A 15241-nucleotide genomic window follows, 5' to 3' on the forward strand; every position below is an offset into this window, starting at 1 on the left:
GGGTGCGACTATTCTTGGGGCGGTTTTTGAGGCCGGAATACAAGCTTCCCACAGCGGGCGCCCTCACGGGGAACGCCGGCGGGGCCGGACTGTTCGGCTGCGAGCAGTTCCGCGAGCGAAAGCCGGTACACGCTCACGCCGCCTGGCAGCTCCACCGGTCCGGCGGATCCCTGCCGGCGCAGCAACGCTTCGGCGGCCAGCAGCCGCTGGTAGCTGGGCTGTTGACCGCCGACGGCGGCGGCGGCCTTCGCGATCACCCGGAACCTGAGCGCGGGTGCCAGTTCGCGAAGCTCGGCCTCGGGCAGGCTGAGGTCTGTCCCCGAACGGCTCTGCAGCCGGAGATAAGTGTCGTTGGCCACATCCTCGAGGTAATCGGCGTCGAGCTGCAGGATCGACGCCGTCCTGGCCAGCGACTCCGCGACGCCGGGCCCGAGCTTTTCTTCCAGCATCGGCAGCACCTCCACCCGGGTGCGGGAGCGGGCGAAGGCGGGGTCCTCGTTGCTCGGGTCGTGCCACGGGTCCAGTCCCTCGACCGCGCAGATTTCCAGGGTTTCGGCCCGGCGCAGGCCCAGGAACGGGCGGAGCAGGCGGCCCCGCACCGGCCGCATCCCGGCGAGCGAGCGGGTTCCGGAGCCGCGGGCCAGTCCCAGCAGGACCTGTTCGGCCTGGTCATCCAGGGTGTGGCCCAGCAGGACGGCCGCGGCGCCGGTATCGTCGGCGGCGGCCTCGAGGGCTGCGTGCCGGGCGTCCCGCGCGGCGGCCTCCGGGCCCATCCCGGTGGCGGCAACGTCAACGGTCCGGAGCTGGACGGGGTCCAGCCCCAGCTCCTCCAGCGTCCATACGGTCGCCGCCGCCACGGCCGCGGAGCCGGGCTGCAACTGGTGGTCGACCACGACGGCGCCGACGGAGATCGGGTGCCCGTCAACGTGCCCGCGGCGGCCAAAGTAGGCCGCGACGGCCGCAAGAGCCAGCGAGTCCGGGCCGCCGCTGCACGCCACCAGCACCCGCCCGGGGTAGCCGGCGTCGGCGAGGGCGTTCTGCAGCATTTTCCGCGCCTTGCCGACGACGGGCGCCAGCCGGCCGGGCCGACGTCGTCCGCCGGAAGCCGCCGGAAGGGACGGTGGGGTGGTTGGTGCCACGTGGTCTAGAGCCCCATCCGTTCGAGCCAGAGCTTGGAGTCGTGGATTTCGGGTTCGGTGGGAAGGCGGTCGGCGGACTCCCAGACCTTGTTGAAGCCTTCCATGCCGGCGGCGTCGACCACTTCGCGGACAAATTTTGCGCCGTCGGTGTATTGCCGCATCTTCGCGTCGAGGCCGAGCAGGCTGCGGATGAACTTCTCGATGGTGCCGCGGTCCTTGCCGCGGGCGTTGAAGCGCTGCCGGATGGTTTTGACCGAAGGCACGATGCTGGCGTCCACCGCATCCATCACCACGTTGGCGTGGCCTTCCAGCAGGCTCATGACGGCGGTGAGATGTGAGATCGCGGCCCGTTCCGCGGGGTCCTGCAGCAGATCCAGGATTGCCCCGCGGCCGGGAGCGGCCCCGTTGCCGGACCGGTCCTTGAGGGCCCTCGCGGCCCCCTCCATGATCGAGTCGACGTTGCCCAGCAGGTGCTGGCTGAGGTCTTCGATTTGTTCCAGCATGTGGTGCCGCAGCCAGGGCGCGGCGGCGAACTGCACGCGGTGGGTCTGTTCGTGCAGGCACACCCAGAGCCGGAAGTCCTCGGGAGCGACATTGAGCTCACGTTCCACCGCGACGATGTTGGGCGCCACCAACAGCAGCCGGCCGGCGGCGGGGGCGGTGGAGTTCTCGGCGAGCGCGGAAAACGGGTCGTACTGGCCCAGGACCTTGCTGGAGAGGAAGGCCAGGATCGCGCCCAGTTGGCTGCCGGTGATTGCGCCGCCGACGCTCGCGGCTCCCGGGGTCACGGTTCCGCGGCGGCCTTCGAGCATCTTTTCGATGGCGGGCTGGAGCATCACGGCGAAGCTCTGCGTGTTGGCTTTGGCCCATGAGGCGCGGTCCACCACCAGCACGGACGAGTCCCGGAGGTCCCGGGCGGCCTCGAGTCCGGTGATGTCATGAACGTGCGGCACCGAAATGTCCGCCATCAGGCGCAGGTTCTCGACGGCGGCGCCGATCTCCTTGGACCCCAGCGACGGCCCGGCCGGGGTGAGGCGTGCGGCCGTGGACGCGGCGAGGTCCCAGTTGATCAGGGCCTGGGCCTGGGATTTCGTGTCCGGTGATGTCTCGCGCGAAGAGGACTCCATAGCCCCCATCAGATCACAGCGTGCCCGGGGTGCGCCTTAAATTCGTCGGGCGGCGAACGGGCAGCCGGCGCCGGCCGGTTCGACGGTTCCCTGCAGGATCGACGTTTCGAACCGTCTTGTGCGCAGGGAACCGTCGAATCGGCGGGGGCCCTAGCGGCATCCGCAGGCGGCCAGGACCGAGGCGGTCCGGTCCAGCGCCACCTTGTTCCCGGCAGCCCCCGGGGTGAGGCCGTTGCCGATGAAGGAGAAGACCAGCAACCGTCCGTCCGCGTCCACGACGTAGCCGCTGAGGGCGATCACGGTGTTCAGCGTTCCGGTCTTGGCGCGGACCAGGCCCGCGCCCCGGGAGGTGCTGGTGTCCATGTACCGGCTGCCGAGCGTTCCGGTCAGCCCGGCCACGGGGAAACCGGCCAGGGCGGAGCGGAGGCGGGTGTCCGTGCCGGTGGTCATGGCGCGGACCACGGCGGAGATCTGCCGCGCGGAGACCTTGTTCTCGAGGGTGAGCCCGGCCAGGTCGGCCATCCGGAGGGTGGCCAGCGGTATTCCCAGTTCCTTGAGCTGCTGCAGCACGGCGGCACGGGCGCCGTCGTTGCTGGCCGGTTTGCCGCTGGCCACGGCCACCATGCGGCCGATCACCTCGGTGAGGTAGTTATCCGAGGTGCGCAGCATCAGGTCCACCTGCTGGCTGACGGTGGCGGACTGCACTTCCGCCAGGACTTTCCCGGCCTGGCTGCTGGGGGACGCGGGGGGCTTGGGCGCGGCCGCCAGCCTGGCGACGCCGGCCCGCACCCTAAATCCCGCACCGGCGCCGGCCGCCGAGAGCCGGGCCGCGAACGCCTCGGCAGCGCTCATGGCGGCATCCCGGGGGCGGGGTCCGGCGGTGACGGCGGGGTCGAAGCGGGCGGAGTTCAGTGCCAGCGGGAACAGCGGCGCCACCTCGCCGGCGGCCACGTCGTCTGGGCTCCACGCCGGGTTCAGCGACGGGCCGCTGAACAGAGAATCATCCAGCAGCACGGACACCGGGCCGGAGACGCCCGCTTTCCGCAGTGCGTCGGCGGTGGACTGCGCGAGGCTGGCGAGCCCGGCGTGGCCCAGGACGGCATCGGCAGCGGACTTGCCCGCGCCCAACAGCACGTCTCCGCCGCCGGTCAGCACCACCGTGCCGGGCGTGCTGCCGGCCACGACCTTGGTGCTGAAGCGCCGGTCCGGGCCAAGGGTCCGCAGCGCGGCGGCGGCGGTCAGGAGCTTGATGTTCGAGGCGGGGGCGCGGACCTCGGCGGCGGACCGGTCGAAGAGCACCTTGCCGGTGCGGGCGTCCTGGACGAGTCCGCTGAAGGACCCCGCGCCGTCGGCCTTGAGGGTGGCACCGAGCAGGACGGCCAGCCTGGCGGCATCCGGCAGCGGCGCCGCGTCACTGAGCGGTGTCATGCCGCCCGCGGTTCCCGCACCGCCGTCGGGCGCGCTGAGGCTCGCGGGCATTTGCTGCCAGGGACCGGCCGCGGCGGGCTCGGGAACGGGCGCCGGTCCGCGGAATCCGGGGCTGACCGCCATGCCTGCCGGGACGGCGAGCGCCAGGATTACCAGGGTCAGGAGCAGCATCGGGAAGATCCGCCCGATCCTTCCGGGCGCCGGAGCCGTGCCCTCATGGCTCGTTCTGCGTTTCATGCTGCTGCTGGTCCTTTAGTCCCGAAATGTCCCCACTAGTTCCTGAAACCAGGGCCTGTCGCTATATCCTCAATAATAGTCGGCGGCACCGGCGCTGTTTTTTGGACGCCCTGTGTGCCGCGCACCCCCTGAATCCGTCGAGGAGCATTCCATGAAGCATGACGTGACCATCGAGATCCCCAAGGGATCGCGCGTCAAGTACGAAGTCGACCACGAGACCGGCCGCGTCCGCCTGGACCGCGTCCTGTTCACCTCCATGCAGTACCCCACGCACTACGGCTTCTTCGAGAACACCCTGGGCGAGGACGGCGACCCGCTGGACGCCCTGGTGCTCCTGCAGGACTTCGACCTCTACCCGGGCGTAATCGTCGAGGCCCGCCCGATCGGCGTGTTCAACATGACCGACGACGGCGGCGGGGACGCCAAGGTCCTCTGCGTGCCGGCCGACGCCCGTTTCGACCACATCAACGAGATCAGTGATGTCAACGAGTTCCTGATCAAGGAAATCGAGCACTTCTTCACCCGCTACAAGGACCTGGAGCCGGGCAAGTGGGTCAAGGCCGAGGGCTGGGGCGACCGCGCCGCAGCCGAAGCCGAACTCGAAGCGTCGATCAAGCGCTTCGTCCCGGGCGCCGGACACTAGTCCCCCGCCCGCGCCCCTGGGGCGTGAACTTGAGGCCCCGAATCTCCGGATTTTGGGGCCTCATGTGTACGTCCGCGCTTTACCAGTCGCGGCTCAGGAAAGTGTGAAATCGTTGGTTCATGCCTGCGGATCCCAGCTTTAGCCCGCCCTGCGGCCCGGTCACCGGGTGGCGGGACGGCGACGTCGTGCGTGCCACCGGCATCCCCTACGCCACCGCGGCGCGTTTCCAGCCTCCGGCGGCCGCGCCCGACTGGCGCGAGGCTTTCGCGGCCACCACCCTCTCCCCGGCCTGCCCGCAGGCTCCGGTCCCGTTCCTGGACGACATCCTCGGCACCCGTTACGGGGAACTGCCGGGCAGCGAGGACTGCCAGCGGCTCTCCGTCACCATGCCGGCGGAGCTGCGCGACGGCGAACGCGTGCCGGTCATGGTGTGGCTGCACGGCGGCTCCTACACGTCCGGCTCCGGCGACCTGGCGATTTTCGATCCCCGCGCCCTCGTCGCCGAAAACCGCGTCATTGTGGTCTCCGTGACGTACCGGCTGGGCCTGTTCGGCTACTTGGCAACCGGCACCGGCCGGCCCGCGAACCTGGGGCTGCTGGATCAGCTCGAGGCGTTCCGCTGGGTGCAGCGCAACATCTCAGCTTTCGGCGGCGATCCGGGAAACGTCACGGCCTTCGGGCAGTCTGCCGGCGGGGACGCCGTCGCCCACCTGATGGCGACGCCGGAGGCACCCACGCTCTTCCGGCGGGCCATCATCCAGAGCGCGCCGCTGGGCATCACCCGCGGCCGGGACAAGATGAGCCGCGCCATGGGCGTGGCCGCGGAAGCCGTCACCGAGGACACCCCGGCGATGGACGTTGTGGAGATCGAGGGGCACGTGTCGCAAGTGGCCCGGAAGTTCGGGCTGATCGCGGCGATGCCCTTCGGCACCCAGTACGGGCACGCTCCGCTGCCGCCGGAGTCCGGCATTGAGGCCGCCTGGAACGCCACGGCAGCCGGGATCGAGGTCCTGATCGGGCACACCTCCGAGGAAGCCCGGATGTTCCTGCCGCGCAACCCCGCGGTCAGCCGGGTTTCAGGGATCCCGGTACTCGGGACCGCCGTCGTCAGGGCCATCAACTGGGCCGTGACGGAGGCGGTGTACGGCCGGGCGGCCAGGCGATTCGCCCGGCGCCATGCCCGGGCCGGCGGCACGGCCTACCGCTATCTGCTGTCCTGGGCCGCTCCGGGAAACCGCTACGGGGCCGCGCACACCGTGGATTTGCCGCTGCTGTTCGGCGACGAGCAGACCTGGGCCGGGGCGGGGCTGCTGGAGGGGGCCAGCTGGGAGGACATCAACGTCACCGGCAAGGAATTGCGCGCCCTGTGGGCCCGGTTCGCGTCCGGCGACGGGCTGGACGACGACGGCATGATCCCCGGCGGCCTCCGCTACCGCAGGGTCTGAACCATGCTGACCCTCGGCGTCGACCTTGCAGCGGCCATGAAGAAGACCGCGGCCGCCGTCATCGAATGGAAGAACGGCGCCGCCCGCCTGGCGCACCTGGACCTGGACGTCGACGACGACGAGGTGGTGCGGCTCTTCGGCGCGGCCGACATGGCCGGGATCGACTGCCCCGTGGGTTGGCCGGATGCCTTCCTGCCCTTCATCGCAGCGCACCTGGCCGGCGAGCCGCACCCGGTGCTGGACTATGACGGCATTGAAGGCCGCAGGTTGCTGGCCTACCGCGACACGGACCGCTTCGTCACCGCCAGGACCGGCCTGATCCCGCTCAGCGTCTCCGCCGACCGGCTTGCGCACCCGGCCATGCGTTGCGCCGTCATCCAGGCCAAAATCGCCGGTGGCCACGGGGCCCAGGCGCGGGACGGCAGCGGCAGGCTGGCCGAGGTCTACCCCGCGGCGTCCCTGAAATCCTGGGGCCTGCTCGCCCGCGGCTACAAGGGCCGCGGCGGCACGGAAACGCAGCGGCTGGGCGAGCTCCTCGACGGGCTCCGGCAGGCAGCACCCTGGCTGGATCTGGCCGGCCACGAGGACCGTCTGGCCGGCTCGGATGACATGTTCGACGCCTTGGTCGCCTCCCTCACGGCACGGGCCGTGGCCATCGGCGCCACGATCCGTACCGACGCCGCGCACGCCAAAGCTGCCCTGACCGAGGGTTGGATCCACCTGCCGATCGGGGGGCTGGCCGCGCTCAACGGCACGGCCCCCAGGCACGGAGAGTGGCACGGTGAGTGGCACGGAGAGGCTACCGGCCGCCCAGGGTCCAGCCGCTGATCTCCTTCGCGTCCTCGCCGTGCTCCCGGGTGTGGTTGTGCGCCCGGATACGACGGTCCTGCAGCGACTGGCGCAGCAGCGAGTGCCGCTCCGCCAGGCCCGGAACCCGGTCGATTGCGTCGATGGCCAGCTGGTACCGGTCGATCCCGTTGAGCATGGCCATGTCGAACGGCGTCGTCGTGGTGCCTTCCTCCTTGTAGCCGCGCACGTGCAGGCCCTCCTGGTTGGTACGGCGGTAGGCCAGCCGGTGGATCAGCGACGGATAGCCGTGGTAGGCGAAGATGATCGGCTTGTCCGCCGTGAAGATGCCGTCAAAGTCCCGGGATGAGAGCCCGTGCGGGTGTTCGGCCGCGTCCTGGAGCCGCATCAGGTCCACCACGTTCACCACCCGGATTTTCAGCCCGGGCGCCCCCTCCTTGAGCAGTTCGGCTGCCGCCACGGTCTCCACCGTCGGAACGTCGCCCGCGCAGGCCAGCACGACGTCGGGCTCCTCGCCGGGGACCTCGGACCCGGCGAACTCCCAGATCCCCAGGCCGCGCTGGCAGTGGTGCGAGGCTTCGGCCGGGCCCAGCCAGGTGGGTGAGGGCTGCTTGCCGCTGACGACGATGTTGACGTAGTCCCGCGAGCCAAGGCAGTGCTCCATGACCGAGAGCAGGGTGTTGGCGTCCGGCGGCAGGTAGACCCGGATGACCTCGGACTTCTTGTTCACCGCGTGGTCGATGAAGCCGGGATCCTGGTGCGAGAACCCGTTGTGGTCCTGCTGCCAGACGTGCGAGGAGAGGACGTAGTTCAGCGAGGCGACGGGCTGGCGCCACGGGAGCTCCCGGTGCACCTTGAGCCACTTGGCGTGCTGGTTGAACATCGAATCGACAATGTGGATGAACGCCTCGTAGCAGCTGAACACGCCGTGCCGGCCGGTCAGCAGGTAGCCCTCCAGCCAGCCCTGGCAGAGGTGTTCGCTGAGGACCTCCATCACGCGCCCGGCCCGGGCCAGATGCTCGTCGACCTGCTCGATCCGGTACTGCCAGACCTTGTCCGTCACTTCGTAGACGTCCTGGAGCCGGTTGGACGCCGTCTCGTCCGGGCCGAACAGCCGGAACGTCTCCGGGTTCAGCGCTATCACGTCCCGCAGCCAGCCGCCGAGGGTGATCATGGCGCTGACCCGTTCCCGGCCCGGCTGGGCAACATCCACCGCATGGTCGGCGTAGCCGGGCAGTTTCAGGTCCCGCAACAGGACGCCGCCGTTGGCATGCGGGGTGGCGCTCATCCGCAGATCGCCGTCGGGGGCGTTGGCGGCGACGTCGGACCGGAGCCGGCCGCCCTCGTCGAACAGCTCCGCCGGGCGGTAGGACTCCAGCCAGCGGCCCAGCTGCGCCAGGTGCGCGGGGTTGGTGCGGACTTCGGCGAGGGGCACCTGGTGGCTGCGCCAGGTGCCTTCCACCTGCAGCCCGTCGACCGTTTTCGGGCCGGTCCAGCCCTTCGGCGAACGGAGCACGATCATCGGCCACGCGGCGGCGGGAGCGTCGTCGCCGGCGGTGGTTGTTGCGTCCCTGCGGGCTGCCTGAATGGCGCGGATCTCGGCCAGGCAGTCGTCCAGCACCGCCGCGAAATCCCGGTGCGCCGCGGCGGTGTCCTCCGGATCGGCGACGGTCACGAAGTGCGGCGTGTGCCCGTAGCCGCGCAGCAGTTGCTCCAGCTGGGCCTCCGGCATGCGCGCGAGAATCGTGGGGTTGGCGATCTTGTAGCCGTTCAGGTGCAGGATGGGCAGCACGGCCCCGTCCTGCACCGGGTCCAGGAAGTTGTGTGAGTGCCAGCTGGCGGCCAGCGGCCCGGTCTCGGCCTCGCCGTCGCCGATCACGACGGCGGTGATCAGCTCGGGGTTGTCGAACACCGTGCCGTAGGCGTGCGCCAACGAGTACCCGAGTTCGCCGCCCTCATTGATGGAGCCCGGGGTTTCCGGGGCGGCGTGGCTGGGGATGCCGCCGGGGTAGGAGAACTGCCGGAACAGCTCGGCCAGGCCGTCCTCGTCCGGGCCGACGTTGCTGTAGATCTCGGAGTAAGTCCCTTCCAGCCAGGCGTTCGCCACCACGGCCGGTCCGCCGTGGCCGGGGCCGGCGACGAACAGCATCTCCTGGGCGTCGCGGCGGATGACGCGGTTCAGGTGCGCATAGATGAAGTTCAGGCCCGGGGTGGTGCCCCAGTGCCCAAGCAGGCGGGACTTGGTGTCCCCGGCGCTGAGCGGTTCGCGCAGCAGCGGGTTGGAGCGCAGATAGATCTGGCCTACCGAGAGATAGTTGGCGGCCCGCCACCACCGGTCCACGAGTTCAAGTTCGTCCGCGCGCCCCGCCGGCACCGTCCGCTGCCCTGTCCCCTGTTCCAACCCATCAGCCACTGATGCACTCCGCCCGGTCCGTGCCGCCGTCGGCAGCGTGTCCCCCCATCGCAACATCTCCCGGGGTCAGAGACAAGCCCGCCGGGGTGTTGTGCCGGCTGCGGCGGACCGGTAACGGGGACCGCAACGGGTACTTGCCTCCCCTTAGCCACGCGGTAGTGTGGCATCCAGTATGTTCACGCTGACCATCAACCAAACCGACAGCCGGCGCGACGGCGACCGTGTGCCGCAGCTCCTCAAGGACCTGCGGCACATTCCGGCGCGCCTCGATTTCGACCGGTCGGTGGAGGACGAGGTCCAGGGCATCCTGGACTGCCCCCGCCAAGCCGTCGAGGCGGCGCTGATCGCCCTGCGGACCGGCGCCTGGTATGTCGGGATCGGCGTCGGCCCGGTCAACGAACCGCTGCCGAACCAGATCAAGGACGCCTCAGGGCACGGCCTGGTCTACGCCCGACGCGCCGTGGACCGGCTCAGGAACGGCAAGGAACGCATCCCGGTGGCGGTGGAAGGGCCCCTGGCGGACCTTGCCGCCGAAGCCGAGGCCGTGCTGCGGCTGCTAGGCCACATCGTGCACGACCGCAGCGCCGCCGAGTGGCGGGTGCTGGACCTGCTTACCCCCGGTGTGCGCGGGCAGCAGAAAGCCGTGGCCGAGGAACTGGGCATCACCACCCAGGCCGTCAGCAAGGCGGTGGCCCGGGCGCAGTGGAACGAGGAGCACGCGGCCCGGCCCGCCGCCGCCCGGCTGCTGGGCCTGATCCTCGAAGTCCGCTAGGCCGGATCCCGCGCCGGCGTTCCGCCCTCAGGTTCCGGGCCGGAGGTTCCGCGCCGCGGTGGAGCCGGCGTCCTTAGAGCAGGATGCTGCGCAGCACGTGGGCGGCGCCGTCGTCGTACACCGAGTGGGTGACCTCGTCGGCGGCGGCAATCACCTCGGCCGGGGCCTGGCCCATCGCCACGCCGCGGCGTGCCCAGGTGAGCATCTCGATGTCATTCCGGCCGTCGCCGACGGCGACCGTTCGGTGCGCCTCGATGCTCAGCCGTCCGCGCAGTTGTTCCAAGGCGCTGGCCTTGGTGACGCCGGCAGCGGCAATGTCCAGCCACGCCGTCCACCCGACGGAGTAGGTGACACCCGCGAGGCCAACGTGGCGGATCGCTGCGTTGAATTCCTCGGGCGTGTTCTCGGAGCTGAACACCACGACGCGCACGGCGGTGGCCTCCAGCATGGTCTGGAAGTCGACGCCGATTGCTTCGACGCCGAAGCTGGCGTCCTGGAAGCGTTCGGTGGAGAGGAAGTTGCCGTTCTCGTCCTCAAGCGCGTACTTGGCCGAGGGCAGCCGCTTGCGCAGCGCCCGGAGCGCCGGGCCGGGGTCGAAGGTGGCTTTGTGCAGCACTTCGTAGCCGTCGGCGAGGCCGGAATCCACGCGCAGCGTGACGCCGCCGTTGGAGCAGACAGCGTAGCCGCTTTCAATGCCGATGTGCTCGATGATGGGCAGGGTTGCGTTGAGCGAGCGGCCCGTCGCGATCATCACCTCGTGCCCGGCGGCCACGACAGCCTGGGCCGCTTCCCGCACGGGGACGGACATGTGCCCGTCGTGGTCGACGAGTGTTCCGTCGACGTCGAGGGCGATCATCATTTTGTCGTTTGCATCTCGCTGGTCATCGTTGCCAGCGACTGAGGCTTCAGTCAATGTAGTCATCCAATAAGTAGAGCAGACACCCCCGACAGCTGCTAGGACGCGCGCCACAGCAAGGCATGAAGCGTTGGTGAACAGCTGCCGACGGCCGGTGGCCTAGAGGACGGGGAGCACCGTCATCCCGCCGAGGTACTTCTGCAGCGCCGCCGGGACGTTGACCGAGCCGTCAGGGTTCTGGTGGTGTTCGAGGATGGCGACGATCCAGCGGGTCGTGGCGAGGGTGCCGTTGAGGGTGGCCACCGCGCGGGTTCCCTTGGGTGCGCCTTCCTCGTTCAGCACGCGTTCGCGGATGTTGAGCCGGCGTGCCTGGAAGGTGGTGCAGTTGGAGGTGGAGGTCAGCTCGCGGTAGGCGCCCTGCGTGGGAACCCAGGCTTCGCAGTCGAACTTGCGGGCCGCCGAGGTGCCAAGGTCGCCCGCGGCGGTGTCGATCACGCGGTAGGGCAGCTCGCACTTGGCCAGCATTTCCTCTTCCCAGGCCAGCAGGCGGGCGTGCTCGGCTGCCGCCTCCTCGACCGAGGTGTAGATGAACATCTCCACCTTGTTGAACTGGTGGACGCGGATGATGCCGCGGGTGTCCTTGCCGTGCGATCCGGCCTCGCGCCGGTAGCAGGAGCTCTGTCCCGCGTAGCGGATCGGGCCGCCGCTGAGGTCCAGGATTTCGTCTGCGTGGTAGCCGGCGAGGGCCACCTCGGAGGTGCCAACCAGGTAGAGGTCGTCCTCGGCGAGGCGGTAGATCTCGGCGTCGTGCTTGACGTCGAATCCGGTGCCCTGCATGGTCTCGGGCCGGACCAGCGTCGGGGTGATCATGGGGACGAAGCCGGCGTCGATGGCCTGCTCCATGGCCATCTGCAAGAGGGCCATCTCGAGCCGGGCACCGACGCCGCGCAGGAAGTAGAAGCGTGAACCGGAGACCTTGGCTCCGCGTTCCATGTCGATCGCGCCAATCAGCTCGCCGATTTCGAGGTGGTCCTTCGGCTCGAAGTCGGGGAATTCGCGGGGCGTCCCGACGGTCTTCACCACGACGTAGTCGTCCTCGCCGCCGGCCGGGACGCCGTCTTCGACCAGGTTGGGTATGCCGCGGAGGAGCTCCTCCTGGGCGGCCTGGGCGACGTCGGCTTCGGCTGAGGCTTCCTTGACCGAGGCCGCGAGCACCTTGACCTCGGCGAGCAGGGCCTGCTTTTCCTCGCCCTTGGCCTGCGCCACCTTCTTGCCGAAGGCGTTCTGCTCGGCCCGCAGGTTTTCGAAACGGATCAGTGCCGCGCGCCGGGCCGCGTCCGCGGCGATGATCGCGTCCACCACGGATTCATCGGCACCGCGGGCGCGCTGGCTGGCACGGAACTTGTCCGGATTTTCGCTGAGGTCTTTTACGTCGATCACCAGATAAGAGTATCGAATCCGGGGGCCGCCCTCCGGCAGTGCTGCCGCGGCGAACTCGCGGGATAGTGTTGGAGCAACATGCGCGACTGGCTGCTCTACCTCGTCCTCGCTGGAGCCCTGGCATTTGCCGTCTCCAGTTGGTGGGGCGTGCGCCGGTTGAAGGCCAAGCACACCCGCAGTGCCGTATGGGAAGAGACGCACAACCCCGGTCTGGTCAAGCAGCGGGTGGCCGTCGTAATCAACCCGATCAAATCCAGGTCGGCGGAAGCCAGGGTTTTGGTGGAGAGCGCCTGCCTCGCGGCCGGCTGGGAGGCGCCGCGCTTCTTCGAGACCACACCCGAGGACCCCGGCTTCTCGCAGGCACGTGCCGCCGTCGAATACGGAGCCGACGTCGTCCTGGTGGGCGGCGGCGACGGCACCGTCCGGGTGGTGGCCGACGTCCTCGCGCACACGGATATCGCCATGGGGCTCCTGCCGCTGGGCACCGGCAACCTGCTGGCCCGTAACGTCCATCTGGACATCGGGGACCTGCACGGCTGCGTGGAGATTGCGCTGTTCGGACACCAGCGCTTCATTGACACCGCCCGCATGACGGTGGAGAACGCCTTGACCGGGCAGTCCGCAGATCATGCCTTTTTGGTGATTGCCGGCATGGGCATGGACGCCGAGGTGGTCGGCGACACGAACGACGGGCTCAAGAAAGCGGTGGGCTGGCTGGCCTACACGGAGGCGGGTGTGCGGCACCTACCGGGCCGCCGCAAGCGGGTCTCCATCGCCCTGGACGACCAGCCGGAGCAGTCGCGGAAGATCCGGAGCGTGCTCTTCGCCAACTGCGGGCTGATTCCGGGCGGAATCGACTTCATCCCCCAGGCCATGATCGACGACGGCATGCTTGACGTGGTGGTGATGAGCCCGCGCAGCGCGATCGGCTGGCTGGCGATGTACTGGAAGATTGTGCTCAAGCACAAAAGAAACTTGCCGGTGATGACGTATTACCGCTCCGGCAAGGTGGTGATCAAGTGCGCCGAACCCATGCCCACCCAGGTCGACGGCGATCCGTCCGGCGAGGCTACGGCCGTTACGGTCCGGATAGCCCCCCGCTCGCTGCTGGTCCGGGTAAGGGAAGACGTAGCCAGGGACGAGCTGGCCAGCGGCGCCGGCAAGTCCGGGAACAGCCAGCCCTGGCACCTGCCCTGACGCGACCGCCTTAGCTGGCTTCTTTCTTCGCGTCGGCTTCCTTCTTGGCGTCCGCGGCTGCCTTGGCGGCGCGCGCCTCCGACTGCTCGCGGATCATCGCCTGCTCCTCCTCGAAGCGCAAGCGGTCAGCACGGTCAGCGTCGTCGCCGTCCCAGTCCTGGTTCTCGGCCGTCGGTTTGGGATTGACAATCATTCCCTGGCCGTCATTTTCTGTGCTGGTTCCTGCCATGACCCGCTCCTTCCGGTAGGGGACTACCCCAATAGATCAGGCAAGCATACGCATAGTTGCCAAGGGGTGGAAGTGCCGCATGTGGCAATTGCCTACGCTGTGGGCGAAGCCTGCGGGTTATATTCCTGAACCACAGATGCACCGGTGAGTATGTCTTCGACCCAAGCATGGGCAGCGCGGAATGCCTGGTCCGAGGTGTGCGGCGCCACCTCTGCGCGCTGGCCGTCCGCCCGCCCGTAGGAGCCGAGGAACCGAGTAGCCGGGCTGATCCGATGCAGTCCCGCGAGGGCGTCGGCCACCCGCGCGTCCCCCACGTGGCCGTCCGCGTCGATGCTGAAGAAGTAGTGGCCCAAGTACTGCCCGGTGGGCCGGGATTCGATCCTGCTTAGGTTTACGCCTCGGGTGGCGAACTGGTCGAGGATTTCCATCAATGCGCCCGGCCGGTCTTCCGGAAGCGGGACCACCACGGTGGTCTTGTCGGCTCCGGTTCGTTCCGGCAGCGTGCCGGGACGCCCCACCAGGACGAACCGCGTCACTGCGCCCGGGTTGTCGCCGATGTTCTCCGCCAGCACAGCCAGCCCGGGCTGCTCGGCCGCCACAATGGGTGCGCAGATGGCGGCGTCGTAGTGGGGATCGGCTTCCAGCAGGCCCAGCGCGGCCGCGGCGGTCGAGGAGCCGGGGATGTATTCCACATTTGGAATATGACTGTCCACCCACAGCCTGCACTGGGCCCAGGCGTGCCCGTGGGTGGAGATCCGGCGGATGTCCTCGATCCGGACGCCGGGCCTGGCCACCAGCACAAAGCTGATCGGCACGAGGGCCTCGCGCAGGATCCGAAGCTCCTGGCCGGTGGCGATAGCGTCCAGTGTTGCCGTGACGCCGCCCTCCACGGAGTTCTCGATCGGCACCATCGCGGCGTCGGCCGAGCCGTTGCGGACCTTGTCCAGCGCCGCGTTGACGTTCGAGGAAGGGATTCGGATGGCCTCCGCGGCGCCGGGCACCTGCATCAACGCCGCCTCGGTGAAGGTCCCCTCGGGGCCGAGGAAGGTATAGGTGACGGGTGACGCTGGCATTGGTTCTTCCTTCGTTTACAGAACGACGGGCTTGAGGCCGTTGTCGGACACCAGCGGCAGCCCGTTCTCGAGCCACTGGTCCATTCCGCCGGCCACATTCATCGCCGAGTAGCCGTGGCCGACAAGCCACTGCGCCGCCCGGAAAGAACGTCCGCCGGTTCGGCAGATGACGTACAAATCCTCGTCCGGGTCCAGCTCATCGAGCCGGGCGGGGAGCTGGTCGAGGGGAATGTGCACGGCGTGCTCGGCGTGGCCGGCCGCCCACTCGTAGTCCTCGCGTACGTCCAGGATCCGCGCCGCTTCGGGGATGTCGGAAACGGTCACGGTGTCGATGTCGCTCATGGTCGTCCTCTCCGCTGAAACCAAGGTCTGCCCCCAGCGTATCGCCAGCTGTCGGGGCCCGGTCCAAACAGGTGGCAGGTTACGCTTCTGGAG

Annotated in this window: 14 protein-coding genes; 5 read left to right on the forward strand and 9 right to left on the reverse strand. The window is 69.2% G+C overall.

Annotated elements, in window-relative coordinates:
- Positions 1–8: 8 nt before the first annotated feature.
- The 3 genes from tilS to dacB all read right to left on the reverse strand — a co-directional run bounded on the left by tilS (position 9) and on the right by dacB (position 3931).
- On the reverse strand, positions 9–1046 hold the full coding sequence (gene tilS / locus AC1DNC_RS04355) for a tRNA lysidine(34) synthetase TilS (protein WP_476861323.1): 1038 nt from the start codon (positions 1044–1046) through the stop codon (positions 9–11).
- A gap of 98 nt (positions 1047–1144) precedes the next feature.
- Positions 1145–2266: a zinc-dependent metalloprotease gene (locus AC1DNC_RS04360; protein ID WP_476861324.1), complete on the reverse strand. Its 1122-nt coding sequence runs from the start codon at positions 2264–2266 to the stop codon at positions 1145–1147.
- A 150-nt stretch (positions 2267–2416) separates the two neighbouring features.
- On the reverse strand, positions 2417–3931 hold the full coding sequence (dacB, locus tag AC1DNC_RS04365) for a D-alanyl-D-alanine carboxypeptidase/D-alanyl-D-alanine endopeptidase (RefSeq protein WP_476861325.1): 1515 nt from the start codon (positions 3929–3931) through the stop codon (positions 2417–2419).
- A 151-nt stretch (positions 3932–4082) separates the two neighbouring features.
- Here dacB and AC1DNC_RS04370 point away from each other — a divergent pair, with 151 nt between their 5' ends.
- From AC1DNC_RS04370 to AC1DNC_RS04380, 3 genes are all read left to right on the forward strand, one after another.
- Positions 4083–4574: an inorganic diphosphatase gene (locus tag AC1DNC_RS04370; RefSeq protein ID WP_056736593.1), complete on the forward strand. Its 492-nt coding sequence runs from the start codon at positions 4083–4085 to the stop codon at positions 4572–4574.
- 119 nt (positions 4575–4693) lie between these two features.
- Positions 4694–6019 (forward strand): carboxylesterase family protein, encoded by a 1326-nt coding sequence (locus AC1DNC_RS04375; protein WP_476861326.1) that lies wholly within the window; start codon positions 4694–4696, stop codon positions 6017–6019.
- 3 nt (positions 6020–6022) lie between these two features.
- The gene (locus AC1DNC_RS04380) at positions 6023–6847 is read left to right on the forward strand and encodes a DUF429 domain-containing protein (protein WP_476861327.1); all 825 of its coding nucleotides are present in this window, start codon (positions 6023–6025) and stop codon (positions 6845–6847) included.
- Here the strand turns inward: AC1DNC_RS04380 and AC1DNC_RS04385 are convergent.
- Entirely contained in the window at positions 6819–9296 is a 2478-nt protein-coding gene (locus AC1DNC_RS04385; RefSeq protein ID WP_476861328.1) for a phosphoketolase family protein, read from the reverse strand. The two genes, AC1DNC_RS04380 and AC1DNC_RS04385, sit on opposite strands and share 29 nt — an antisense overlap.
- Before the next feature lie 115 nt (positions 9297–9411).
- On the opposite strand from AC1DNC_RS04385, the gene AC1DNC_RS04390 reads away from it, so the two are divergent.
- Complete coding sequence (locus tag AC1DNC_RS04390; protein WP_476861591.1) at positions 9412–10011, forward strand: hypothetical protein; 600 nt, start codon at positions 9412–9414, stop codon at positions 10009–10011.
- A gap of 73 nt (positions 10012–10084) precedes the next feature.
- On the opposite strand, the gene AC1DNC_RS04395 is transcribed toward AC1DNC_RS04390, so the two are convergent.
- Together AC1DNC_RS04395 and serS are read right to left on the reverse strand one after the other, a co-directional pair.
- Entirely contained in the window at positions 10085–10933 is an 849-nt protein-coding gene (locus AC1DNC_RS04395) for an HAD family hydrolase (protein WP_476861329.1), read from the reverse strand.
- Positions 10934–11026: 93 nt separating this feature from the next.
- Complete coding sequence (serS, locus tag AC1DNC_RS04400; RefSeq protein ID WP_476861330.1) at positions 11027–12307, reverse strand: serine--tRNA ligase; 1281 nt, start codon at positions 12305–12307, stop codon at positions 11027–11029.
- 78 nt (positions 12308–12385) lie between these two features.
- On the opposite strand from serS, the gene AC1DNC_RS04405 reads away from it, so the two are divergent.
- Positions 12386–13504, forward strand: a complete 1119-nt coding sequence (locus AC1DNC_RS04405; RefSeq protein WP_476861331.1) for a diacylglycerol/lipid kinase family protein — start codon at positions 12386–12388, stop codon at positions 13502–13504.
- Positions 13505–13514: 10 nt separating this feature from the next.
- On the opposite strand, the gene AC1DNC_RS04410 is transcribed toward AC1DNC_RS04405, so the two are convergent.
- The 3 genes from AC1DNC_RS04410 to AC1DNC_RS04420 form a co-directional block, all read right to left on the reverse strand.
- Positions 13515–13733, reverse strand: coding sequence for a hypothetical protein (locus AC1DNC_RS04410; RefSeq protein WP_175323934.1), 219 nt, complete (start codon positions 13731–13733; stop codon positions 13515–13517).
- A 92-nt stretch (positions 13734–13825) separates the two neighbouring features.
- Positions 13826–14806: a prephenate dehydratase gene (gene pheA / locus AC1DNC_RS04415; protein ID WP_476861332.1), complete on the reverse strand. Its 981-nt coding sequence runs from the start codon at positions 14804–14806 to the stop codon at positions 13826–13828.
- A gap of 15 nt (positions 14807–14821) precedes the next feature.
- Entirely contained in the window at positions 14822–15148 is a 327-nt protein-coding gene (locus AC1DNC_RS04420; protein ID WP_476861333.1) for a rhodanese-like domain-containing protein, read from the reverse strand.
- Positions 15149–15241 lie beyond the last annotated feature (93 nt).

This window comes from Arthrobacter sp. 01N442 (genome assembly GCF_056399345.1).